Raw genomic sequence first — 22,724 nt, 5'->3', positions numbered from 1 at the left:
CGATCGAATGCTGTGCAAATATTTTGCGCCAATCTCCGACCGCGCAGGAATCATTCCCGCTTTTTGGGGAATATGCATAGCCGCGTGGTGTAGCGCCCGGAATCGGCGCTGTGCCGTCAGCGCTCGCTGCTTGAAACGAACCAGCGGTAATAGGGATTGGTCGGCTCTACGCGCATCAGCAATTCCATGTCGCGCGCCCACTCGTCGCGGTAGCCGGCATAGGCATTCAGCGAGGCCTGGTAGAACAGCATCAGCCGGTTGTGGGCATCCGTCACGGATTTGTCGAACGCCGGGTCCGCGCCGAGAAGCGGAGCCTTGCTGCGGAGGGCAACCAGGGCCGGCAGCGTGCGCTGCAACTCGTCGGGGCGAACCCAGCTTGCATATTCGATCCGCGGTTGGTCGTCGGTGACCGGCAGGGCCGAACCGGCATAGCGCTCCAACCCGGTGCGATCGGACATCCAGGTCGCGAGCAGGTCGGCCGGTCCGGAAATGCCGACGTCGCGAAGCGCTGCTGCAAGCGTCGGGTCGGCGAGCCGGGCGGCAATGCGGGAAGCGTCAAGCTCCTGCGGCTCGACGGAGCCAATGAGCAGCATCTCGTGCAGTTCGGTCGACCAGAGTGTCGCATGCGGGAAACTGTCGAGGAAGCTGCGCACGAGCGCGCGGGTGTCCTCGTCGTTCTGAGTGGCGATCGGCAGCCATTGGGCGACAAGCCCGTTCGGCGCGAGGCGCTCACGCGCCAGGCGATAGAAGTCGGACGAGTAGAGGTTGACCACGCTGGCGGCCGAGGGCGGCGGCGGTTCGAGCGTGATCAGATCGTAGCGGGATTGGCTCCGCATCAGTTCGCGCCGGCCGTCGGCTACGCGCACGTCGAGACGGCTATCGCCAGCCGCATTGAAGTTGCCGGCAAAGAGCGCCGAGGCGCGGGCGACCGAGGGCAGGAGTTCGGCGGCAACGCGCCGGTCGAGGCCGGGATAGGCGAGAAGCGACCCGGCGGTGATGCCGGTACCGAGACCGATGACCAGAGCCGATTTCGGTTCGCCCTTGTGGATGACGAGCGGCAGCAGCGCCTGCAGCCGCATGTAGCGCAGCGACGGCATGGCATCGCCAGTGTTGGAAACGCCCTGGATGTAAAGGCGGCGGAAACGGCGGTCGGGCTGCCCCTGTTCGATGACGGCGACGGTGGCGCCGAGACCCTCTTCATATGAAACGATCGTGCCATTGCCGCGCGAAAGGTTGAGCAGGCTCGCCAGCCGATCCGACGGCACGATGACGGCGATCAACACGGTGAGGGTGCCGAGAGCCGGTGCGAGTAGCCGCCGGCCCATCCAGCCGCCCTGTCCGCGACTGACGGCGACGAGCCCGATTGCTGCTGCGGCAATGGCGAGGACGGAAAAACTTCTGACGATACCGAGAGACGGGATCAGCACAAAGCCGGTCAGAAGCGTGCCGAAAATGCCGCCGAGCGTGTTCAAGGCAAGAACCCGGCCGGTGTCGCGGCCGGCGTGTTCAGGGTCGACGGCGAGCCTGAGGGCGACCGGGAAGGCGGCGCCGAGGATCAGCGTCGGGATAAAGACGATCGTCAGCGCGGCAACCAGGAAGCGCGCGCACATGCCGGCAAAGATGCTACCGGTGACGTCGGCGACGGCGGCCTCAGCGCTGGTCTGCAGCGCCGTCAGCCAGGGGCCAAGCAGCGCAAGCTCGGCCAGCGCGACCAGGCCGGCGAGCGTGATCAACAAGCCGAAGGCGCCCCAGGGGTCGGACAGGCGCTCGCTCCGGCGCGCAAAAAGGGCGGCGCCGAGGGCAAGGCCAGAAAGATAGGTGGCAAGCACCACGGAAAAGGCGAAGGAGCGGGTGGAGATGAACTGCACGATCGCCTGCGACCAGGCCACTTCATAGCCAAGGGCGATACCGCCGGCGATGGCATAGAGGACAAGCGCCAGCCGCGAACCGTTAGCGCTACGCGTTTCCCCAGGGAGTGTCCCTTGAACAGGTTCCCGGGCGATAGGCACATTCAGGGAAAGCGCGATCGCTGCGGCGACAAGGCCGAGCCCTGCTGCCGCAAGCCCTGTCGCCTGAACGCCGAGGGTGGGAATAAGGACGAAAGAGACCGCCAGGCACCCGGCGATCGCGCCGAGCGTATTGGCGGCATAGAGCCTGCCGCCCTTTGCGGCGACGCTGCCTGCTGCGGCGTTTAGCGCCCGCAGCAGGACCGGCAGGGTGCCGCCCATCAGGAAGGCTGGCGTTGCCACGATCAGGACCAGCAGGGCCCAGGCGGCCATCGGGCTGGTGCCCTCAATCGCGACGAAGACCGGCGCGATTCTGGAAAGGATGAAGGTGACGCCGGCGCCGAGCATGGCGACCCCGGTTTCAAGCAGGGCATAGAGGCGGAGCGGCTGGCGGGAACGGTCGCCGGCACGGCCAAGGACAAAACTGCCGAGCGCAAGGCCGAGGAAGAAGGCGCTGACCCCGGTGCTGACCGCATAGACATCGACGCCGGTGACCAGCGAAAGCTGCTTGATCCAGAGAACCTGAAAGACCAGGGCGGCGGTGCCGGAGAGGAAGAGCATGAAGGCGGCGATTGCCGGCCGGAAGGCCTGAATCCGTTGCCCGGTCATCGGGCCTCCAGTCGTCTCGCCAAGAGCGATCGGTCGCATGGGCGGGCTGTTCTTCGTCGTCATCGCGTCATGCCATTGTTAGGAAAGGCAAGATAGAAAAGGCGGCGCTTCAGCGCCGCCTTCGCGCATTACTGGGCAGCCGGGGTCTTCGCCAGGATAGCATTGATCTTGGCATGCACGCCTTCTTCCACCTGGTCGACCGAGAAGCTGGCGGGCTTCTGGCTTGGCGGATACTCGATGAAGGTCTCCAGGAAGGTTGCGGCCTTCATGGTAGCAATCCCGACAAGATAGACATTCTTCGTTCTCCAGTCGTTGTACTGATCGGAGACGATATCGGCCCTCTCATAGGGGTCCATGCGCAGGTTGAACATCTTCGGCACGCGCAAGCAGACAAAGGGGTCCTGCCAGACGTCGAAGCCACCGGGCTTGCGCATCTCGCAGAAGACCGCCTTCCAGTTGTCAAAGCGCATGCCGACGAGCTTGGCATCGTCGTTGAAATAGTAGAACTCGTTGCGTGCGCCCTTCGGCTGCTCGCCAAGCAGGTAGGGAAGTTGGTTGTAGCCGTCGAGGTGCACCTTGAAGTCCTTGTCTCCGAGCTTGGTACCCTTCAACAGCCGATCCTTGATGTCGTTGTCGCCGGCTGCGGCAAGCAGCGTCGGGAACCAGTCGAGGCCGGAGACCATTTCGTTGGAAACACCCGGCTTGATCTTGCCCGGCCAGCGAATGATGGCGGGAACACGGAAGGCGCCTTCCCAGTTCGAGTCCTTTTCGCTGCGGAACGGTGTGGTTGCCGCGTCCGGCCAGGAGAACTGGTTGGGACCATTGTCGGTCGCGTAGATGACGATGGTGTTGTCGGCGATCTTCAGGTCGTCGATCGCCTTCAGGAGCTTGCCCACGTCATTGTCATGCTCGACCATGCCGTCGGCATAGTCGTTGCCCGGCATCCCACTCTGGCCCTTGTACTGATCGCGCACGTGGGTGAAGAGGTGCATGCGCGTGGTGTTCATCCAGGTGAAGAACGGTTTACCTTCCTTGACCTGCTTTTCCATGAAGCCGATGGCTGCCGACGTCGTCTCGTCGTCGATCGTTTCCATGCGCTTGGAGTTCAGTGCGCCTGTATCCTCAATCTTGCCATCGGCAAAAGAGTGCAGCACGCCGCGAGGTGTGGCCGCCTTGACGAAGGGATCATTGGGATCCTTCGGCCAGTATGGGCGCTCCGGTTCTTCTTCGGCATTGAGGTGATAGAGATTGCCGAAAAACTCATCGAAGCCGTGTGCCGTCGGCAGGAAGCGGTCCTGGTCGCCAAGGTGGTTCTTGCCGAACTGGCCGGTGGCGTAGCCGAGAGGCTTCAGCGCCTGCGCAATGGTCACGTCGCGGTCCTGGAGTCCGACCGGAGCGCCGGGCACGCCGACCTTGGACATGCCTGTGCGCAGCACTGACTGCCCGGTGATGAAGGTCGAGCGACCGGCTGTACAGCTATTCTCCGCATAGTAATCCGTGAACATCACGCCTTCTCTTGCGAGCCGGTCGATGTTCGGGGTCTTGTATCCGACAACGCCGAAGGAGTAGGCGCTGATATTGGTCTGGCCGATATCGTCGCCAAAGATGACGAGGATGTTGGGCCTGGCGGCATCCTGCGCGAAGGCCGGCAGCACGGAGGCGGAAATCGACGACATTAGCACGGCGCCGGCGAGCGCCAGCGCTTTCGGTTTCGCGGCATGCCCGATGGTACACGCGGCGAGCCGGCCAAGCCTGTTCTTCAGATCGATACTCATCTCATGTCTCCCTGAGGCAGCAAGCAAACACTCTCGGAATGCAGCCAAAGTTTCGGATTTACCGATGCAACTTCTACCGGCGGGCGTCCGCGGGTAAGTACGTAACAGTTACGAAGACCGGCGACGGCGGGTAAATCAAGTCCGGCTGACGGCTCCGAAGCGCCTTGGCGGCGCGGCCTCCAGACCGGGATTAAGATCGGGCAAGTCCGATGTCGGGCCGCCGCTATCAGCGGAGGTTTCGGCCAGCCAGCGCTGTCTCGCCACGTTCAGACCGCTGCGTAACCGCAGGAGATCTGGCCCGCCCTGATGGGAGCTGCTGCTGCCATAGCGGCTGCGGCGATAATCGGCAAAAGCGTTTGCCGTCGCCGGGTCGGCGAAGCTGTCGAGCCAGCGCGAGACCGGCGTGTTGCCAGTCCGGCGTGACCAATGGTCGACCGCCGTCTCCAGCCGCGTGGGGTCGTGATCCCGACAGGCGTCGAGCACGTGGCGAAATGCCGTGGCCTCGGATTGCGCCCTCTGCTCGAGCGCGGTTTCCAGCCAGGTTTCGAGGCGGCCGAACAGATTGGCGGCCAGCTTCATAATCGCCGCGAAAGCGGCGATCGATGTCGCGATGCCGAGCCACCACAACCAGTCGAAAGGTTCCTCAGCGGGCGGCGGCGCAGGCGGGGCGAGTGCGGGCGCAGCCGCTGGGGCAGCGTTGACGCTGACGGTCACTCTGGCCGCCTCGGCCGTCTGCATCGATCCGCTCGCCGGGTCGAACCAGGGCAGGCTGATCGCTGGAAGCGCGTAGGTGCCGGGCTTTGCAAAGACGTAGGTTGCCACGTCCTTGCGCAGTCCCGCCGTGATATCCCCGCGTGACGTGCGCTCCTCCGAAAGCACCGGATCGTGCCGGTAAATCTGCACGTCCGCGGGGGCGTCGAAGGTCGGTTCGGGGATCATCATCGGCGCCAGGCCGGCGGCGCGGATGGTGATGGTCCGCACCAGGGCATCGCCTGCCTTTAGCCCCGCGGGATCCCGGTCGAAAGACTGGGTGAGGGTGATTTCTCCGGCGGTGACGCCGGCCTCTCCACCTGCGCCTTGCGGAACGGCTTCGACCGTGAACTTGAGCGAAGGCAACGTCACCTGACCCTTGCTCATCTGGCCGGGTACGGCGGCATAGCCGAACGGAATGATGGCGGGCGGCAGCACGTAGTCGCCTGCCGCCTGTGGGTTGATCGCGTAGGTTTTGCGGATGCCTGAGAAGGCCTCGCCGTTGACGGTCTCGTTGAGGTTCATGCCGCGTTCGTCGGGCATGGTGACGACAGTGCCGGGAAGATCGAACAGAGGAAACTGCGGCGGCGAAAGGAAGTAGTTCGGCACGAAGACGTCGACGTCGACCTCGATCTGCTGGCCGGCATAAATCGGCGCCTTGGTCGTGAGCGTCGCGCGGGCAAAGGGATCGGCGGCGAAGGCCGTGCCTGCAAGCCAAAGCGACAGGCCGAGGAGCCAGATGATCAGCCGCGGCAGGGCGGCGAGGGCTGTCACGGGGCCGCCTCCTTTGCTTCGATCGCAAATTTTCGTGCCAGCAGTTCGGCCGGCGACACCTGGATGTTGCGCATCCACATGTCGGCCGTCTGCGGTCCGCCCTGAACGGTCGCTTCCGTTCCCTTCTTGCCCTTGTCGTCGAACTGGACCTGGTCCGGGTCAATGCCCGCCTGTTCCTGCTGTGCGTCCTGTTCCTGCTTGTCCTTGTCGGCCTTGCGCTTTTTGGCGATCTCGAGGTTCTTTTGGGCGTCGGTCCAGTCGGGGCGGCGCTTTAGCGCCTGCTCGTAGGCGGCGATCGCCTCCTCGGCCTTGTCGAGGTGCAGGAGGGCATTGCCCTGATTGTAGTAGCTTTCCGCCGTATCGCTCTCGGCAAAGGTGTCGATCGCATCCTGGAAACGGCCGGCGCGGTAGAGCGCTGCGCCGCGCCAGGCGGGATCCGCGAACGTTTCAGAGGCCCCCTGGAAATCGCCCTGTTCGAAGGCGCGACGGCCCTGCTGGTCCGGAGTGAGCCAGAGGTCGATAAAGCGATTGTCCGCCGCCTCCACCCGTTCGCTGCCCATGAGCGAAGTGGCCGCGAGCAGATAGACCGCCCAGCGTATGGTCCAGCCGCGTCGGAACCAGAAGAGGCCGAAGACGGCGATCGGAATCGTCAGCCACCAGCCGAGATCGTACCAGCGCGTCAGCCCTTCGGCCGTCTTCGCTGCAAAATTCGTCTGGATGCGCCTGATGATCCAGCTGACGTCGGCGTCGTCGGATGTGACCGACGCCACCTCGGCCTTGGATGCGGACTGCAGCGCCTTGAGGCCGTCGACATCGAGCTTCGCCCTGACATGCGCGCCGGTGGCGTCGGTCAGGAACCCGCCGTCCGCCGTCTTGACCGGACCGCCTTCTGCCGTGCCGATGCCGAGCACCATCAGCGAGTTGCGCCCCTGATACCCACCGAAGGCCGGGAAGGCGGAACGCTCGACGCCGTCGGTCATGAACAGGATGGTGCCAGGCACCGTTTCGTTGGCGAGCGCTTTTTCGACCTCCTGGAGGGCCTTGGCTGTGTCCTTACCCTCGACGGGCATGATCTGCGGCGACAGCGCGGCGAGGTAGGATTTGACCAGCGCGGCATCGTCGCTGAGCGGCAGCACCATGTGGGCGGAGCCGGCATAGGCGAACAAGGCGGTGCGCGAGCCTTTCCTCCTGTCGAGAATGTCCTGGACCTTCAATTTGGCGCGTTCGAGCCGCGTCGGCGAAACATCGGTCGCGTTCATCGTCGGGTTGAGGTCGATGGCGATTGCCAGAGGTGCGGTGTCCTCGACGAAGGGCGGCCGTTCACGCTGCCAGGTCGGGCCAGCGGCTGCGATCGCCGCAACGGCGATCAGTGCGGCGGTGACGTGCACCGGCTGGAAGCGCCGTTTCCCGCCCTTGTCGATCAGCAGGTGATCGAGCAGATGCGGTGCGATCATGTCCTGCCACTGCGAGCGGACATCGCCGCGCCGGGTGACGAGGTAGATCAGCAGCGGGACGGCGGCGAGCGCCAGCAGCCACAGCGGCCGCAGAAAGTGAAAATCGGCGATCATGGCGCTGCCTCCCGGCGCTGACGCCGGTCACCGAGCGAGGATAGGAGCCACATGACGGCGTGATAGGCGAGCACCAGCAGGAGTGCCGCACCCAGCGGATAGTAGAACAGCTCGATGCGCGGCCGCCAGGAGAGCGTCTTCTGGTTTGCCGGCGTCAACTGGTCGAGCAATTGGTAGATGTTCTGCAGACCGGCCTGATCCTGGCCGAAGAAGTAGCGCCCCTTCGTCGCTTCGGCGATCTGCTGGAGTGCCGCGGTGTCGAGCTTTTGCTCTCCTTGAGCATTGGGATCGCCGATGCCGACCGTGTGGATCACCACCTTTCGCTCGGCGGCGATGCCGGCGGCCTTGTCGGGCGGCATCTTGCTGGCGGTGTCGTTGCCGTCGGTCAAGAGGATCATCACCTTGTCCGGCGCGGTGCTGGCGTCGAACATTTTGATCGCCAGCCCGATCGCATCGCCGACGGCGGTGCGGGGACCGGCCATGCCCGGCAGGCTGTCGGCCAGCATCAGCTTGACGGTCTTGTGGTCGAGCGTGAACGGTACCAGCGGATAGGGCGCATCGCCAAAGGCGATCAGGCCCAACCGGTCATTGGGCCGCCGGTCGATGAAGTCGGCGACCACCGCGTGCACCGCTTCGGCGCGGGTCTGCAGGTTGCCGGCGGGATCGCGAAAGTCGCGCGTGTCCATCGACTGTGACAGATCGATCGCCAACATCAGGTCGCGCTGCGGTTCGACCTTTTCGATCGGCGGCTCGACATATTGCGGCCGCGCCAGCGCCAGCACGATCAGCGTCCAGCAGATGGGTGCGATCACCTTCTGGCCGAGATTGGTTCTCGGAACGACGGAGCCTTCGGTCGGACCGAGATTGGCCGCCGCGGTGATGTCCTTGAAGAACGGCACCCTGACGGCGGCCGACTGCTCGCGGTATGGCGGAAGCAGCCACCAGACAAGGAAGGGCAACGGCAGAAGGATCAGTGCCCAGGCGTGGTCAAGCACGTACATGATGCGCCTCGATCCAGTGCCGCGCTGCCGCGATGTAGGCCTTTGCCTCAGCCTCCGGAACCGCGGCGAGCGCCTGGCTGCCACGATACTCGGCTTCCTCGAAAAAACGCGCAGAGGCGATCGGAAAGACGGGGCCGCCGGAATGAGCGTCGAGATATTTGGTCCAGCCGGTGCCGTGCAGGCCGGCAATGGCTTCGCGTGGCCAGACCGAGAGCGCGGTCCGCTTCAAAAGGACAGGCAGGGCCGCGAGCGCCTCGCCACGCGATCCGGTGGCGGTCAATCCGGCTTCTATCTTTCTGAGGTCGGCGAGCGCCTCGCGGCGGTAGCTGTTGGCCTCCCAGCGCCGGTACCAGCGCCAGCAGGCAAAGGCCGCCATGAGGAGGACAATGCAGCCGAGCACCACCCATGCCGGGGTCTGGGGCATCATCGAGACAGGCTGCGGCAAGGCGATATCCGCGAGCTGCCGAAGGGCGGCGTCGAGTATCGGATCTTTCGCAGGTGCCGCTGTCGCCATCATCGCCTCCGCTGCCGGCTGGCGAGCTGGCCGAGCATGGTGCGCAGCTGCGGCGCCACCTCTTCCGCCGCAGAGATCGGCAGCATGGGCAGGCCGAGCTCCTCCTGCCAGGCGCGCAGCGCTCGCCCGCGCTTGCGGGCAAAGCTGTCGATCGCCTCGCGCACATTGCCGTGGCCGAACTGCACTTCGGCCTGAAGCAGCCCGCCGCTAAAGACGATATCGCCCTTGCGCGGCAGTTCGAGCAGGAAGGGATCGTAGATCAGAACGCAGATCACATCGTTGTGGGCCGAAAGCTTCAAAAGCATGTCGCGGGTTTCGAGGCTGTAGCCGTCGAAGTCGCTGACGACGATGATCAGGTGATCGTGCCGGGCGATGTTGGCGACGGTCGTCAGCACGACGTCGAGCTGCTCGGCTCCATGCGGCGCCTGCGAACCGGCCTGCAGTGCGGTATTGTGGCGAACGATGCTGTCGGCGAGCCGGATCACCGCTTCGCGGCTGCGGTATGGGCGCGTTTCGGTCACCTCCTCGTCGCCGAAGACGAAGCCGCCGACACGGTCGCCAAGGGCCAGCACGCGCCAGGCGGAGAGCGCTGCCACTTCCGCCGCGGCGACCGACTTCATCGCGCGGCGGCTGCCGAAGAACATGTTGATGCGCTGGTCGACGAGGATGAGGGCCGGCCGGTCCTTCTCTTCGTCATAAACGCGGACGACCGGCTTGCCGGTGCGCGCCGTCACGCGCCAGTCGATGGCGCGGATGTCGTCGCCGGGCAGGTAGTTGCGTAGTTCCTCGAAGGAAAGTCCGCGGCCGCGCATGCGTGATTCGTGACGGCCGGCAAGCAGGCGGCGCACCGGCGCCTTGCGCAGGAACGTCAGGTCGCGGGCCATGGCTTCGAGGCCGACAAGTGCGTCCACCGAGGTGTAGACGCCGGTGGTGTCGGCGGTGCGGGGCTTTATGATGCCGCGTGAGCGGGCGAGGGCCGGCAGGGATATGGCCATCGGCGAACCTCCATCCTCAGGCGACCGCGACGAGCTCGACGATGCGGTCGATCACCTGGTTGGCGGTGGTGCCGCCGGCATGCGCTTCGTAAGAGAGCACCAGGCGATGGCGAAAGACATCGTGCACGGTCGCCTGCACATCGTCGGGCGTGACGAAATCGCGGCCGTTCAACCAGGCGTGCGCCCGCGAAACCTTATCGAGGCCGATGACGCCGCGCGGGCTCACGCCGACCTGAAGCCACTTGGCCAGATCCTTGTCGACCTTGTCGGGATAACGTGTCGCCATCACCAGCGCGACGATGTAGTTCTCGATCGCTTCGGAAACGGTGATCGCCGATATTTCCTTGCGTGCGGCAAAGACCGCGTCCTGGGCAAGCTTCTCCGTCGCATGATTGTTGGACTTGGCGTTGGTTTCCTCCGAGCGCACGAGCCGCATGATGTCTGCCTCTGAGGCTGCGTCCGGATAATCCACCTGGATGTGCATGAGGAAGCGATCCAGTTGCGCTTCGGGAAGCGGATAGGTGCCTTCCTGCTCGATCGGGTTCTGGGTCGCCATGACCAAAAAGAGATCGGGCAGCACATGGCTCTTGCCGCCGATCGTGACCTGGCGTTCCTCCATCGCCTCGAGCAGCGCCGATTGCACCTTGGCCGGCGCCCGGTTCACCTCGTCGGCGAGGATGAGATTGGCGAAGATCGGCCCTTCCTGGAACTGGAACGCGCCCTTGCCGCCCTCGGAAAAATAGATCTCGGACCCCGTGATGTCGGCGGGCAAGAGGTCGGGTGTGAACTGGATGCGCGAAAGCTCCGCATCGAGGTTTTTGGCCATGCTCTTGATCGCTCGGGTTTTCGCAAGTCCGGGCAGGCCCTCGACCAGCAGATGGCCGTTGCTGAGCAGCCCCAGCAGCAAGCGCTCGATCATGCCCTCCTGGCCGATGATCGCTTCGCCGATGCGCTTGCCGAGTTGTTGGATATCGTCGCGTGCACCCATGAAGTCCTGCTCCCTTGCCCCGCCGGCAACATCAGTCGTCATGAACTTTCGCGAGAGCTTATTGTTAAATCAGGCCAATTGGAAAGAACGTAACAGTAACGAAGGCCTGAGCGGCGATGGCGGATACCTCTTGTGGCACGCGGCCTGCGCCCCGAGGGCTTTGGGCGATTGCGTAACGGTTACGTACTTTGGGCAGCGGGCATTTGGCGCTAACGTGTGCAGACCGTCCGCGCGCGTGCTAGCCGACGGTGCCAAGGGAGATCAGAGCCACATGCAAATGTCCCCGAAAATGCCCCTTGTCGACGAAACGCCGGCGGCGATCAGCGCCCGCGAGCAAATCTGGATCGAGGGCGGGACCTTTCTCATGGGTTCGGACAAGCACTATCCGGAGGAAGCGCCGGCCCATCCGGTGAAAGTTGACGGCTTCTGGATCGACGTCACGCCCGTTACCAACCGGCAGTTCGCCGCCTTCGTCGAGGCGACCGGCTACGTGACCGAGGCGGAGAAGACGCCCGATCCGAAGGACTATCCGGGCGCGCTTCCGGAAATGATGCGGGCGGGTTCAGTGATCTTCGACCCGCCGAAGCGGGTGACCAGCAACAGTCCTTCGCAATGGTGGAACTTCAAGTTCGGCGCCGACTGGCGGCGGCCCTATGGGCGGCAGAGCAACATCCGCGGCAAACTCGACCATCCGGTGGTGCAGGTCTCCTACCTCGACGCCAAGGCCTATGCCGCCTGGGCGGGAAAGGACCTGCCGACGGAGGCCGAATGGGAGTTCGCCGCGAAAGGCGGGCTCGAAGGCGCGGAATTTGCCTGGGGGGACGAACTGGTGCCCGAGGGACGTTTCATGGCAAACACCTGGCACGGCATGTTTCCGACGGAAAACCTGAAGCCCGACGGCTTCGAGCGGACCTCGCCGGTCGCGAGCTTTCCCGCCAATGGCTACGGCCTCTACGACATGATCGGCAATACCTGGGAATGGACCAGCGACTACTGGTCCACCCGCCACCCTGCGCCGGCGCAAAAGAGCTGCTGCATACCCGCCAATCCGCGGGGCGGGGACCGGGAAGCGAGTTTCGATCCGCGGCAGCCGACGATCCATATCGCCCGTCGCGTCGTGAAAGGCGGATCCCATCTCTGCGCGCCTAACTATTGCCGTCGGTATCGTCCGGCGGCGCGTCACGCGCACGAGGAAAACGCGGCGACGACCCATATTGGGTTCCGTTGCATTCGGCGGCCCTGATCCGGCCGGAGGACTTGAAAACCGTTCCGCCAGGAGGATGGATGATGACGGCAACAGCGATGCGTCTGGGGTTCGTGATGGACGAAAGGGCTTGCAAACCGCGGCGTCGCGCAAGGCTCGCTGGCCTGCTGCTCGCGTTCGTTGCGGCCTTCGCCTCACCTGTTGCCCTTGTGGCGGCCGATGCGCCGGCCGACATTCTGCCTTCGTGGAACGATGGCGAGGCGAAAACCGAGATCGTCGATTTCGTCACACGGGTCACCAGCGAGGGCAGCGCCGATTTCGTGTCGCCGGCAGAGCGGATCGCCGTCTTCGACAATGACGGCACGCTGTGGACCGAGCAGCCGAACTATTTCCAGGGCATGTTCGCCATCGACCGCGTCAAGGCGATGGCGCCCGAGCACCCCGAATGGAAGGACAAGGAGCCTTTCGCATCGCTGCTGAAGGGGGACATGGCAGGCGTTGCCGCCGCCGGCGAAAAAGGCATCGTCGAGTTGGTCATGGCGACCCATGCCGGCATGACGACGGACGCGTTCACGAAAACGGTCACGGATTGGTTTGCAACCGCCCGGCATCCGCGCTTCGATCGCCCCTATAACGAGGTCACCTTTCTGCCGATGCGCGAGTTGCTCGATTATCTCAGGGCAAACGGCTTCAAGACCTATATCGTCTCGGGCGGCGGCATCGAATTCATGCGGCCGATGACCGAACAGATGTATGGGATCCCACCCGAGCAGGTGGTCGGCAGCAGCATCACGACGAAGTACGAACTCGACGGCGACGCGCCGGTGCTGATGCGGGAGCCCAAGATCGACTTCATCGACGACGGTGCCGGCAAGCCGGTCGGGATCAACACCTTTATCGGTCGCCGCCCGATCTTCGCCGCCGGTAATTCCGATGGCGACTATGAGATGCTGCGTTGGGTAACGGCGGGCTCCGGCCCGCGTTTCGGCATGATCGTGCACCATACGGACGGGGAGCGCGAATGGGCCTATGATCGGCAATCCCCTGTCGGCAAGCTGGACAAGGCGATGACCGAGGCCGAGCAGCGAAACTGGCTTCTGGTCGATATGAAGAACGACTGGCGCAAGATCTACGCCTTCGAAAAATAGGTGGCTGCACGGCTGGCGCCGTGCGCCTCAGCTATCGATGTCGGGGCGAGGGCCGAGTGCCAAGTGCGACTTTAGCGCGGGGCCGTGGTCGACTATCGTCGCGCGGACGATGGTGCTCTTGCTCGTCTTTCCCGCCGCGGAACATCTCTCAACATCGATCGCGATATCGCGTGTGCCGCCTGTGCGGCTGCTGACGGCCGGAATCATGGGATTCCAGGCGAAGATTGCCAAGGCGCCGGCAATCCGGGCCAATGTTACTGTTACGTACTTCCGAAAATCGGCGTTCGTGCCACTTTTCGCTCAGGGGAGAGGTAAGCGAGGGCCGGATTGGCCACAAGCACCGACCGGCGAGCCGGCCCCCGCCCGCAACGGTGTCTGGTCGTCGCTGACACCTTGGGGAATGCAAAGGCATGAGCATCGATTGTCGTTCAAACGGATGGTAACCCATGCCCAGCGCAGCCTCTCAACGGGGACTACTGAAGCTTATGCTCAGGCTGCCGGCTCTGCGCGGCCAGTTGCAATTGCTCTGTGCCAAGAACCAGTCCCTGGCAAGCCTCTGCGAAGCCTATGAGGAAGCGAGCTCTATGCTTGACCGGCAAAGGCGTCTCGCCCCTCTGGATCATCCGATGATCTCGGAGTATGAATTGATCTGTCGCGAGATCGAAGAAGAGGTCATTTCCGTCTGTATCGCCGATACGGGGACGTGAGCGTAGTCCGTTGTGATTAACAAATAGCTCGCTTGAGCTTGTCAGAGCGACGAAAACCCCACAAGAATTCTATGGGAATGATCGAGCGTTCCTGTTCCAACTTAAAATGATTCAATTCTTCGATGAAAATATTTTGTGACGGTGCGATATTCTTCTTTCCGCCACGGAAGCTCTCGTCTAGAGTTCGCCTCGCGTTGCACTCTCTTTGGGGTTGTGGCAGTTGGGAGCGCATCATGGAAGCCAGCAGAAATGCGGGTCATACGAACTGCATTGCCGTTGCAGAATGCGAGGCGCGAGCCGCCCTTGAGCGCATTCTTGCCGACAGCCAGTTTCACGCGACCGAGCGTCATCGCAAGCTGTTGCGGTACCTGGTTGACGAGTTTTTCGCTGGCCGTTCGGGCCAGGTGAAAGCCTACACGATCGCCATTGACGTCTTCGGACGGCCCGCCTCCTTCGATCCTGCGACCGATCCGATCGTGCGTGTGGAAGCGTCGCGCCTGCGCGCGGCCCTGGCGCAGTATTACGAGGCGCTCGGCGAAAGAGCGGAGCTTCGCATCGAGCTGCCGAAAGGCAATTACGTTCCGCAATTCGTGATCAGCGGTGAGCCTTTGAGAGGAGTGCTCGAGAGCACGACGCCGGTTGCTGAGGCGGCAGCCGAGCAGCCCATCGAGCTCGCGATTGCGCCTGCCGTTCTTGCCCGCAAATGGCGCCCGCTTGCGGGCTTCGCGGCACTTGGAGCCGGCGTGGCGGTCATGGCCGGGGCCTTCTACGTGTCCGTTGCCGACCACCTTCCCTGGCAGCCGGTTTTCTCGGCCAAGCCGACGATCGTCGTTGACGTGCCGACGCGGCAGGGTGCTGACGACGAGGTGCAGAAGAAGGCGGGAGACTATCTGGTCCACGCACTCTCGCAGTTTTCCGCCGTCCGCACCCTTGCGCCGCTCTCGCCCGCGGGTGTCGACGTGGCGTCGATTACCGGGTGGGTTTCGTCCGCGCCGCCGGTCAAGCTGCAGGGCAGCAAGGAATACAGGCTTTCCATCGCCTACAGCACCGACGATCGCCGGCATGAGGTCTCCTGGCAGGTGATCGATGTGCAAAGCAACGAGGCGCTGAGGTCCGGCAGCTCGAAGGTGGCGCTCGACAGCGGCGATGCGCAGGAAATACAGGAAAAGCTGCTTTCTCGTCTGGCCCTTTCGCTTGCCGGCGAAGAGGGCGTCATTGTCAGTCTGGAGGCTGCGCGGCAACTGGTGACGCCGTCGATCGGCTTCGGCTGCGTGCTTCAGGCGGATGTGGCACTGGCGCGGATCGACCCTGAGGGACTGGTTTCGGCCCACGGCTGCCTTGAAAAATCCGTTGCCTACCAGGCCGCCGACGCCGATGTTTTGGCGAGCTTGGCGATGGTGTTGGTGGCAACCGGTGAAGCGAGCGCCGCGCCGACGGTGGCTGAGCGTGCGCTGAAGCTCGCCGACAAGGCCGTTGCGCTGGCACCGCAATCGAGCCAGAGCTACGTCGCCCAGATGCAAGCGCGCTTTGCAGCCGGCGACAGGGAAGCGGCGTTCATTTCCGGTCGGCGCGCGGCGGCACTCAATCCGCTCGACGACGCCATTCCGGCGCGGCTAGGCCTGCTGCTTTTCGTCAGCGGCGCCTATTCGCAAGGGGTGAATCTGGCCCGTGTGGCGGATGCCGGCAGCGAGTATCTTCACCACGATGCCGCGCTGACCCTGGCGCTGGAAGACTACCGCAGCGGCCGCTACCGCGAAGCGCTGAGGCGCGCACGCGAGCTTGCCAATCCGGCGGACATGGCGGTCAATCTCCTCCGCGTCGCAGCGGCAGGCCAACTCGGCCTGACGCGGGAAGCGACCAGCGCCTTGGACGGATTGCGCCTGAACGAAACGCGCGCGTCGCAGCCGTACGATACGGAACTGGTCGCTCGCGGCTACGCGCCGGACCTGATCGCGTTGCTCGATGACGGTCTCGCCAAGGCCGGCTTCGCCCAGCAGTAAGGCCGGGCACGGGCCGCCTTTTAGCTTTCTGCGGCGACCCGGATCACCAGCTTGCCGAAATTGCGTCCGTCCAGCAGGCCGATGAAGGCTTCCGGCGCATTCTCGAGCCCGTCGACGATGTCTTCGCGGTAGCGGACTTCGCCGCTTTTGATCCAGCCGGCCATCTCCTGATAGAAGAGCGGCCTCTGAGCGGCAAACTCGCGCTGGATGAAACCCCGGATGAGCAGGCTCCGGCTGAGCACTTCGCGCATGACGCCGGGCAACCGGTCGCTCCCGGCTTGCGCGCCTGCGGGCTGGTTGTAGTGCGCAATCAGGCCGCAGACGGGCACGCGAGCGAAGTCGTTCAACAGCGGGAACACCGCATCCCAGACATGACCGCCGACATTCTCGAAATAGACGTCGATGCCTTTGGGGCAGGCGGCGGCGAGCTGTTCGGCGAAATCAGGCGCGCGGTGATCGATCACCGCGTCGAAGCCGAGCGTGTCGCGAACGAAGGCGCATTTGTCCGCCCCGCCGGCAATCCCGACTGCGCGCGCACCCTTGATGCGGGCAATCTGCCCGACCGCCGAGCCGACGGCGCCGCTTGCAGCCGCCACGACGACCGTTTCGCCCGGCAGCGGTTTGCCGATCGTCAGCAGCCCCGCATAGGCGGTGAAACCGGGCATGCCGAGAATGCCGAGTGCCGTCGAAAGAGGTGCGGCCGCCGGATCGAGCTTGCGCAAGTCAGTACCACGCGACAGCGCATAGCTTTGCCAGCCGGAGTGGGAAAGAACGAAATCGCCGTCGCTGAAATCCGGGTGACGCGAGCGGAGGACGCGGGCGACCGTGCCGCCCTCCATGACAGCACCGATCTCCACCGGCTTGGCATAGGAGCGGCCGGCATTCATGCGGCCGCGCATATAGGGGTCGAGCGAAAGGTAGAGGATCTTCAGGAGAACCTCGCCTTCCGCCGGCTCCGGGATAGCCGTTTCGACGACGCGGAAATCGCTCGGCACCGGTTTTTCGGATGGCCGCGCGGCAAGCAGGACCTGGGTATTCTTGCTCATAGTCTTTTCCTCCTGTGCGTGTCCCGATGCCCCGCGACGGCTGACGCGCGACGAGAAGCTCTTTTCGCATGAAACGAAACAAAGGCCTACAGACGTGTTTTGAGCCGCAAACGGCTCCGCGGGCTCGCCCCTGTGGACGAGCCCGCGGAAAATGCGAAAGCGTCTTACGCTCAGGCGGCGTCGATCGCTTGTCTGAGATCGCCGATGATGTCGTCCGGATGTTCGATGCCGATCGAAAGCCTGACATAGCCGGGCGTCACCCCGGTCTTTAGCTGGTCGATCTCCGACAGCTGCGAGTGCGTCGTCGTGGCGGGATGAATGGCCAGTGAGCGCGCGTCGCCGATATTGGCGACATGGTAGAGCAGTTTCAGCCCGTCGATGAAACGCCGTCCCGCCTCGCGACCGTCCTTCAGCTCGAAGCCCACGAGCGCGCCATAGTGGCCGTTCAGCAGATATTTCCCGCCGCGCGCTTTTGCCTCGCCATCCTGGAACTTCGGGAAGATCACCCGCGCCACCTTCGGGTGGGTGCGGAGGAACTCGGCCACCTTGATGGCATTCTCGTTGTGCTGCCGGATCCGGAGCGGCAGCGTTTCCAGACCCTGGATGAACTGGAATGCGTTTAGCGGGCTGATCGCGGCGCCGAGGTCGCGCAACAGCACCGCGCGGGCGCGCAGGATATAGGGATGAAACGCGATCGCGGCCGCTTTTTCGAGCCAAGTCTTGCCCTGGTAGCTCGGGTCAGGCTCGTGCAGGTTCGGATGGCGCGCCTCATGCTCGTGCCAGGGAAACTGGCCGCTGTCGATGATCGCGCCGCCGATCGAGGTACCGTGCCCGCCGATGTATTTTGTCGTCGAATAGACGACTACCGCAGCGCCGTGGTCGAAGGGCCGGATCGTCAGCGGGGCCGCCGTGTTGTCGACGACCAGCGGAATGCCGAAGCGCTTGCCGATCTCGGCGACCTCGGCGATCGGAAAGACCTCGAGCTTCGGATTCGGCAGGGACTCGGCATAATAGGCACGTGTCCGGTCGTCCGTCGCCCGGGCAAACGCCTCGGGATCAGCCGCATCGACGAAACGAACCTCGATGCCGAAACTTTTCAGCGTGGCGGCAAACAGCGCCCAGGTGCCGCCATAAAGGCCGGCGGCGCTGACGACGTTGTCGCCGGAGCGCGCAAGGTTCAGGAGCGCGAAGGCTGATGCCGCCTGGCCGGAGCCAAGTGCCAGCGCGGCTGCTCCCCCTTCGATCTCCGCCAGCCGCTGCTCAAACGCGTCTTGCGTCGGGTTGGAAACGCGGGTGTAGAGATGCCCCGGCGCCTCCAGCGCAAAGAGCTTGTCGGCGCCGTCGGTGCCGGGCAGTTGATAGGAGGTCGTCTGGTAGATCGGCACGGCGACGGCGCCGCTTGCCGGATCGAAGCGATAGCTGCCGCCGTGGAGCGCCAGCGTTTCGGGATGCAACCGCCCGCCGGCTTCGCGCAGGCCGTTCGGCGTCTTGATCTCGACTGCCGGTTCTTCCGGCTTCTGATGGATCGTCATGCCATTTCTCCTTGGCTCTCAGGTTGATCGGCGCTGTCCGGTTGATCAGGCGGGCACAGCCGCCTTTGGCTGTTCCAGCAGGTCTGCGTGGTGCGCGGCGGCGACATCGGGGTGCGAGCGCAGCCGGGATTTCAGCACGTTGCGGCCGACCTCGTGGAAGAGCGGGTTCTGCGGATCCTGGGTGACGCCGCGGACCTCGGCTGCAAGCTGTGGCGGGAGATCGAGCACCGGGATGGTCGAAGCGAGATTGGCGCCGAGGAAGAAGGCGACCGAGAGCCGATCGCCGCCAGCTGGCGGCGTTACCACCCGGTGGATGTTGGCGAGCAGATAGCCGTTCGATGCCAGTTCCAGGAGTTCGCCGACATTGATGACGAAGGTGCCGCGCTTCGGCGGTGCGTCGATCCAGCCGCCCTTGCCGTCGTCGACCTGCAGTCCGCCGACCACGTCCTGCAACAGGATGGTGACGAAGCCGCCGTCCTTGTGGGCGCCGACGCCCTGATCGCTTTGGGTCTTGTCGCGGCCGGGATAGCGGATGATCTTCAGCAACTGGTTGGGGCCATCGCGATAGATCGGCCCGAAGACATCGGGCTTCTGCCCGAGCGCTTCGGAGAAAATCTCGATCAGCCGGATACCGAGCCCGGTGACGGCTTCGATATAGCCAAGGATCGCAGGCTTCAGTTCCGGCAAGGCGTCCGGAAACTGGTTCGGGCCGACAAGCCGCTTCCACGGCGCATCGCCGGACGCGATATTGAGGCTCTGGCGCTCGGGACCAAAGTCGACCTGTTCGCGCCAGTCCTGCGTGCCGCGCGTGTATTCGAGGCCGGCGCGATTGTAGCCGCGGAAGTGCGGCGACTTGCGCATCTCGATCGCCAGCTTGTCGTCCTCCGGCAGCGCGAAGAAGCGGCGCGAAAGCGAGAGAATGCCGTCGATTTCGTCCTGCGGGATCCCGTGGCCCTCGAGATAAAAGAAGCCCACCGAGCGGGCAACGCTGCGCAACTCGTCGAGCGCTGCGGCCCGCTCGGGGTGGCCCGCCGCAAAGCGCGAAAGGTCAAGGACGGGCAGGGTTGGATTTGTCTGGCTCAAGCTGGTCTCCCTTTGTCGTTCAGGCGGTGGGCCAGTCGATAAGGGCCCTGCGCCGGTTCGCACATGATGGGAGAAGCCTAACCGGAGGTGGCTCGCTCACTCAATATTGTCTATGGAAATTATGGACTAAATTTCAACGAAAGCGCGAAGCGGGCTTTCGAACGGAACTGGTTTGCGGGGAATATCCGTCCCGGCCGTCTGTTTTACGGATTCCCTGAGCTGTCTCATGCGGTGCGAGAGCAACGATCGTTCGGCGACGAAATCCGCTTGCGGCGAAACGCGGGGAGCGGCAGACGCTAGGCCTAACAACGACCAAAACCCCGCTTCGCCTTCGGCCAAACGGGGCTATCTTCGTGTCATCGCTCAATCGCAAAGCCACCGGTCCGCGCAGGCGGACCAATCGCGGGATGACCGCAATCCCAAAAGCGGCGTGGAACTCAGCAGCGGCCGAGGCTCGGGCGCGTCAGCAACTCGTTGGTCAGATGCGCTCTCTGGCTGCCGCAGTCCTCGGCCTCCTTGAGCAGCGATGCGAGCGCGAGTTCGAGACAGTATTGCACGCCTTCGACGTTGAGGGTCTTGGCGGAGTCGCGCGCATAGGTGACAAGACGAGCCAGTGCCAAGAGCTCCTTTTCCTTGTCTTCCGGTTCTACTGGCACAGCAAATGAAGATAGCATGATTTTCCCCAGCTTCCTTTGGATCCGCAGATCCAGCCCACCGTGGCCAATCATAGCGTGACTTCGCGGCATTGCGCGTGACATGAGCGTGACACACGTTGTATGTGAAAACCACATCCTTAAGATGAAGCGTCAGGTTGACCGAACAACCTCTTCCACATGCTGGTAGAATTGAATTTCCAGCCTTGCGTTGCAACCGTCCGTTGGGTTGGCGTGTGTCGCAGTGCGTCCAGTAAATGTCGCGCGTCGATGCCCTTCTGGTCGACATATTCGCTCGCGAGCAGCGCGGTGAGACGGGCGGGGTCCGTCCCCGCCGGCAGTGCAACGCGCGCGACGATGCCCGCCCAGTTGCGCTCCTTGTAGAACATGGCGGACGCCGTCGCGCCCATCAATGCGATGAGCGCTGGGGCAAGGGCTTGGGTCTGCGAGAGGCGCTTGAGCGTCGCATCGACGTTGACCAGCGGGAGTGTCAGCGGCAGATAGCCGAGTTCGGCCGGGCCGTGGATCAGCGCAACATCGGCGTCGTCCACGCGGGCTCCTTCGGCGTATTGCCGGTAGATCTCGCCAATGCCGACCATGCCGAAGGGCGCGCATTCCGCCGCGCGCAGCGCGCCCATGCTGGCCGCGCCGAAGACCTGCACGCCCAGCGACAGCGCATAAAGGATTTCCTTGTGCCAGACGGGCGCAGCATTTTCGAAGTTGCCGTCGATAAGCCCGATCGCGGTTGCACCGCCCTCAACTTCGCGCAGGACGTCGCCCTGAACGGCAGGCGGGAGGATTAGGACGCTCTTGTCCGCCGCGTTTCGTGCGTCCGGCAGCGTCGGGCCAACAAAGACAACGTTCATCCGGCCTCCAGAGCACGGGCGAGCGCGCGTTCTCCGAAGCGACGCTTGCGCAGGCCGTCGGGATTTTCGAGGGCCGGAACGATGACCTTGACCACCGAGAAAGGTGCAACGCCTTCCATCAGCGGAACGACGACAACCGTCCGGACGCCAGCCGCTTCAAGCCGCCGCAGTACGTAATCGAGCTGCGCCTGAGGCCCGGCCGGGACATCGGGGGCCGCCACGCTTGTCCGGAGCGGCACGGCGGCAAACAGGCCTCGCGTTTCCTCGGGAAGGTCGCGGGTGAAGGTTTCCGGGAACACATCGTCGCGGGCGCCGCTGATATAGGTAAGCCGCGACTGGGCGGCCTCGGTCACGGCACGGATGGCGGCGCGCCGCGCCACGGGGTGGGCACCGTGGCCGATCGTGACGTCGTGATAACGCGGCTGCCTGGCCGAGAGAATGCCCGCTTCGGCGAGGGTTGCGGCATAGCAGGGGATGCCGATGTCGCTGGTCATGTCGAACAGGCGCAACTCCAGACCTGAAGAGGCGATCCGTTCCGTAAGGGCATCGAGGACAGGATCCTCCAAACTTCCCGGATCGATGCAGCCTCGGTGCTTGCCGTTCAGCGGCAGCATTCGCCACAGCGTTTCGGCGTCGCGCTCGATGCGCTCGAGCAAGCCGTGCAGGGTCGCCTCGGTCTCGGTGTTGCCCGAGGCCAGGCCATCGGAGGACTGCCAGTAACGACAATCGACGATCGTCCGGTCGAGGATTGTCGCTTCGCGCGGGACCCAGGTGGTTGCGCCGTCAAAGAGGTCGAAGCCACGGAGCCAGTCGATCGTTTCGTCGTTCTGAAGGTCCGCTTGCCCCGCCGAGATGAGCCCCGGCAGATGCAGCGTTCGATCGCCCGTTTCGGAAAGAGCCCGGCTGGTGGCCGTTCTTGTCGCGGCCGACGGCGCGCAGGCCACTGCCCGCTCGATCGCCTCCATGGCCGCCGAAACCTTGGCGTCAACGTCGGTGATGCCTTTTCCCTGGTTGATGACGATCGATCGGGCGTTGGGCGACACGGCGCTCCACACGGGAATGCCGAGCCGGTCGAGGCCGGTCAGCCGCGCGAGCCGGGTGACGCCGAGCGCCGGCAGGAATGCCTCGATCCGCCGGAACGTTTCTTCTGGCGGGCAGGCGCGATCGCTGTAGGAAAGCGGCTCGGCCGCCGGACGGCTGGAATGCTCGTCCGACGGCCGGCCAGTTTCAGCGGCTTGTGCCACGCGTGGACTAGCCGTCCATGAACCCGCCGGAAACGGAGCCGGACGAGGCCGCAACCACGGCGAGATTGACGCCCTTGTGCACCATTGCCCCGCTGTTGTTACGCAGGTCGTTGGCCGCAGCCAGCGGCCCCTGCGTCGGCGTTGCGATCTGCGAGACCGTGCCCGCATCCAGATCCGCAACCCAAAGCCGGTTGTCACCCGCCAAACCGATCACCACTACTTTTGCCATTTTCCCCTCCTGGCCGTTGCTGATGTGAGAAA

At 64.1% G+C, this 22,724-nt stretch carries 19 protein-coding genes; 4 read left to right on the top strand and 15 right to left on the bottom strand.

Annotated features, from left to right (window positions below):
* Positions 1 to 116 precede the first annotated feature (116 nt).
* From IB279_RS24090 to IB279_RS24055, 8 genes are all read right to left on the bottom strand, one after another.
* The gene (locus IB279_RS24090; protein WP_060521839.1) at positions 117 to 2,615 is read right to left on the bottom strand and encodes a spermidine synthase; all 2,499 of its coding nucleotides are present in this window, start codon (positions 2,613 to 2,615) and stop codon (positions 117 to 119) included.
* A gap of 128 nt (positions 2,616 to 2,743) precedes the next feature.
* A complete protein-coding gene (locus IB279_RS24085; protein WP_082566557.1) occupies positions 2,744 to 4,390 on the bottom strand; it encodes an arylsulfatase in 1,647 nt (548 codons plus the stop codon).
* Positions 4,391 to 4,525: 135 nt separating this feature from the next.
* On the bottom strand, positions 4,526 to 5,914 hold the full coding sequence (locus IB279_RS24080; RefSeq protein ID WP_309142310.1) for a hypothetical protein: 1,389 nt from the start codon (positions 5,912 to 5,914) through the stop codon (positions 4,526 to 4,528).
* Positions 5,911 to 7,482, bottom strand: a complete 1,572-nt coding sequence (locus IB279_RS24075) for a VWA domain-containing protein (RefSeq protein ID WP_060644290.1) — start codon at positions 7,480 to 7,482, stop codon at positions 5,911 to 5,913. The genes IB279_RS24080 and IB279_RS24075 overlap by 4 nt, the downstream gene beginning before the upstream one ends.
* On the bottom strand, positions 7,479 to 8,483 hold the full coding sequence (locus IB279_RS24070; RefSeq protein ID WP_034799141.1) for a VWA domain-containing protein: 1,005 nt from the start codon (positions 8,481 to 8,483) through the stop codon (positions 7,479 to 7,481). The genes IB279_RS24075 and IB279_RS24070 overlap by 4 nt, the downstream gene beginning before the upstream one ends.
* The gene (locus IB279_RS24065) at positions 8,470 to 8,997 is read right to left on the bottom strand and encodes a DUF4381 domain-containing protein (RefSeq protein WP_060521799.1); all 528 of its coding nucleotides are present in this window, start codon (positions 8,995 to 8,997) and stop codon (positions 8,470 to 8,472) included. Before IB279_RS24065 ends, IB279_RS24070 begins: the two co-directional genes overlap by 14 nt.
* Entirely contained in the window at positions 8,997 to 9,992 is a 996-nt protein-coding gene (locus IB279_RS24060) for a DUF58 domain-containing protein (protein WP_082566555.1), read from the bottom strand. The genes IB279_RS24065 and IB279_RS24060 overlap by 1 nt, the downstream gene beginning before the upstream one ends.
* A 16-nt stretch (positions 9,993 to 10,008) precedes the next feature.
* The gene (locus IB279_RS24055) at positions 10,009 to 10,980 is read right to left on the bottom strand and encodes a MoxR family ATPase (RefSeq protein ID WP_060521798.1); all 972 of its coding nucleotides are present in this window, start codon (positions 10,978 to 10,980) and stop codon (positions 10,009 to 10,011) included.
* Between the two features lie 277 nt (positions 10,981 to 11,257).
* On the opposite strand from IB279_RS24055, the gene IB279_RS24050 reads away from it, so the two are divergent.
* From IB279_RS24050 to IB279_RS24035, 4 genes are all read left to right on the top strand, one after another.
* A complete protein-coding gene (locus IB279_RS24050; protein ID WP_082573032.1) occupies positions 11,258 to 12,223 on the top strand; it encodes a formylglycine-generating enzyme family protein in 966 nt (321 codons plus the stop codon).
* A gap of 77 nt (positions 12,224 to 12,300) precedes the next feature.
* The gene (locus tag IB279_RS24045; RefSeq protein WP_082584670.1) at positions 12,301 to 13,332 is read left to right on the top strand and encodes an HAD family phosphatase; all 1,032 of its coding nucleotides are present in this window, start codon (positions 12,301 to 12,303) and stop codon (positions 13,330 to 13,332) included.
* Between the two features lie 446 nt (positions 13,333 to 13,778).
* The gene (locus IB279_RS24040) at positions 13,779 to 14,039 is read left to right on the top strand and encodes a hypothetical protein (RefSeq protein WP_060521795.1); all 261 of its coding nucleotides are present in this window, start codon (positions 13,779 to 13,781) and stop codon (positions 14,037 to 14,039) included.
* Positions 14,040 to 14,272: 233 nt separating this feature from the next.
* Complete coding sequence (locus tag IB279_RS24035) at positions 14,273 to 16,039, top strand: tetratricopeptide repeat protein (protein WP_113506487.1); 1,767 nt, start codon at positions 14,273 to 14,275, stop codon at positions 16,037 to 16,039.
* Positions 16,040 to 16,059: 20 nt separating this feature from the next.
* Here the strand turns inward: IB279_RS24035 and IB279_RS24030 are convergent, their stop codons facing one another.
* From IB279_RS24030 to IB279_RS24000, 7 genes are all read right to left on the bottom strand, one after another.
* A complete protein-coding gene (locus tag IB279_RS24030) occupies positions 16,060 to 17,085 on the bottom strand; it encodes an NADP-dependent oxidoreductase (protein ID WP_113506486.1) in 1,026 nt (341 codons plus the stop codon).
* A gap of 170 nt (positions 17,086 to 17,255) precedes the next feature.
* Entirely contained in the window at positions 17,256 to 18,617 is a 1,362-nt protein-coding gene (locus IB279_RS24025) for an O-acetylhomoserine aminocarboxypropyltransferase/cysteine synthase family protein (RefSeq protein ID WP_082566553.1), read from the bottom strand.
* A 45-nt stretch (positions 18,618 to 18,662) separates the two neighbouring features.
* Entirely contained in the window at positions 18,663 to 19,700 is a 1,038-nt protein-coding gene (locus tag IB279_RS24020; protein ID WP_113506485.1) for an isopenicillin N synthase family oxygenase, read from the bottom strand.
* Positions 19,701 to 20,137: 437 nt separating this feature from the next.
* Positions 20,138 to 20,374, bottom strand: coding sequence for a hypothetical protein (locus tag IB279_RS24015; protein ID WP_034799160.1), 237 nt, complete (start codon positions 20,372 to 20,374; stop codon positions 20,138 to 20,140).
* Positions 20,375 to 20,493: 119 nt separating this feature from the next.
* The gene (locus IB279_RS24010) at positions 20,494 to 21,219 is read right to left on the bottom strand and encodes a TfuA-like protein (RefSeq protein WP_113506484.1); all 726 of its coding nucleotides are present in this window, start codon (positions 21,217 to 21,219) and stop codon (positions 20,494 to 20,496) included.
* Positions 21,216 to 22,463, bottom strand: a complete 1,248-nt coding sequence (locus tag IB279_RS24005; protein ID WP_090296020.1) for a YcaO-like family protein — start codon at positions 22,461 to 22,463, stop codon at positions 21,216 to 21,218. The genes IB279_RS24010 and IB279_RS24005 overlap by 4 nt, the downstream gene beginning before the upstream one ends.
* A 7-nt stretch (positions 22,464 to 22,470) precedes the next feature.
* The gene (locus tag IB279_RS24000) at positions 22,471 to 22,692 is read right to left on the bottom strand and encodes a hypothetical protein (protein WP_034799164.1); all 222 of its coding nucleotides are present in this window, start codon (positions 22,690 to 22,692) and stop codon (positions 22,471 to 22,473) included.
* Positions 22,693 to 22,724: the final 32 nt, after the last annotated feature.

The sequence above is a fragment of the Ensifer sp. ENS06 genome (genome assembly GCF_014852205.1).
Classification (GTDB): domain Bacteria; phylum Pseudomonadota; class Alphaproteobacteria; order Rhizobiales; family Rhizobiaceae; genus Ensifer; species Ensifer adhaerens.
This window is presented reverse-complemented; position numbering and strand designations above follow the sequence as displayed.

What these genes read in the sequence shown, in the direction of transcription:
- IB279_RS24015 (WP_034799160.1), bottom strand. Translation starts at nt 20,374, where the DNA reads ATGCTATCTTCATTTGCTGTGCCAGTAGAACCGGAAGACAAGGAAAAG.
- IB279_RS24060 (WP_082566555.1), bottom strand. Translation starts at nt 9,992, where the DNA reads ATGGCCATATCCCTGCCGGCCCTCGCCCGCTCACGCGGCATCATAAAG.
- IB279_RS24050 (WP_082573032.1), top strand. Translation starts at nt 11,258, where the DNA reads ATGTCCCCGAAAATGCCCCTTGTCGACGAAACGCCGGCGGCGATCAGC.
- IB279_RS24045 (WP_082584670.1), top strand. Translation starts at nt 12,301, where the DNA reads ATGGACGAAAGGGCTTGCAAACCGCGGCGTCGCGCAAGGCTCGCTGGC.
- IB279_RS24025 (WP_082566553.1), bottom strand. Translation starts at nt 18,617, where the DNA reads ATGACGATCCATCAGAAGCCGGAAGAACCGGCAGTCGAGATCAAGACG.
- IB279_RS24040 (WP_060521795.1), top strand. Translation starts at nt 13,779, where the DNA reads ATGCCCAGCGCAGCCTCTCAACGGGGACTACTGAAGCTTATGCTCAGG.
- IB279_RS24075 (WP_060644290.1), bottom strand. Translation starts at nt 7,482, where the DNA reads ATGATCGCCGATTTTCACTTTCTGCGGCCGCTGTGGCTGCTGGCGCTC.
- IB279_RS24035 (WP_113506487.1), top strand. Translation starts at nt 14,273, where the DNA reads ATGGAAGCCAGCAGAAATGCGGGTCATACGAACTGCATTGCCGTTGCA.
- IB279_RS24085 (WP_082566557.1), bottom strand. Translation starts at nt 4,390, where the DNA reads ATGAGTATCGATCTGAAGAACAGGCTTGGCCGGCTCGCCGCGTGTACC.
- IB279_RS24090 (WP_060521839.1), bottom strand. Translation starts at nt 2,615, where the DNA reads ATGACCGGGCAACGGATTCAGGCCTTCCGGCCGGCAATCGCCGCCTTC.
- IB279_RS24055 (WP_060521798.1), bottom strand. Translation starts at nt 10,980, where the DNA reads ATGGGTGCACGCGACGATATCCAACAACTCGGCAAGCGCATCGGCGAA.
- IB279_RS24010 (WP_113506484.1), bottom strand. Translation starts at nt 21,219, where the DNA reads ATGAACGTTGTCTTTGTTGGCCCGACGCTGCCGGACGCACGAAACGCG.
- IB279_RS24065 (WP_060521799.1), bottom strand. Translation starts at nt 8,997, where the DNA reads ATGGCGACAGCGGCACCTGCGAAAGATCCGATACTCGACGCCGCCCTT.
- IB279_RS24070 (WP_034799141.1), bottom strand. Translation starts at nt 8,483, where the DNA reads ATGTACGTGCTTGACCACGCCTGGGCACTGATCCTTCTGCCGTTGCCC.
- IB279_RS24000 (WP_034799164.1), bottom strand. Translation starts at nt 22,692, where the DNA reads ATGGCAAAAGTAGTGGTGATCGGTTTGGCGGGTGACAACCGGCTTTGG.
- IB279_RS24030 (WP_113506486.1), bottom strand. Translation starts at nt 17,085, where the DNA reads ATGAGCAAGAATACCCAGGTCCTGCTTGCCGCGCGGCCATCCGAAAAA.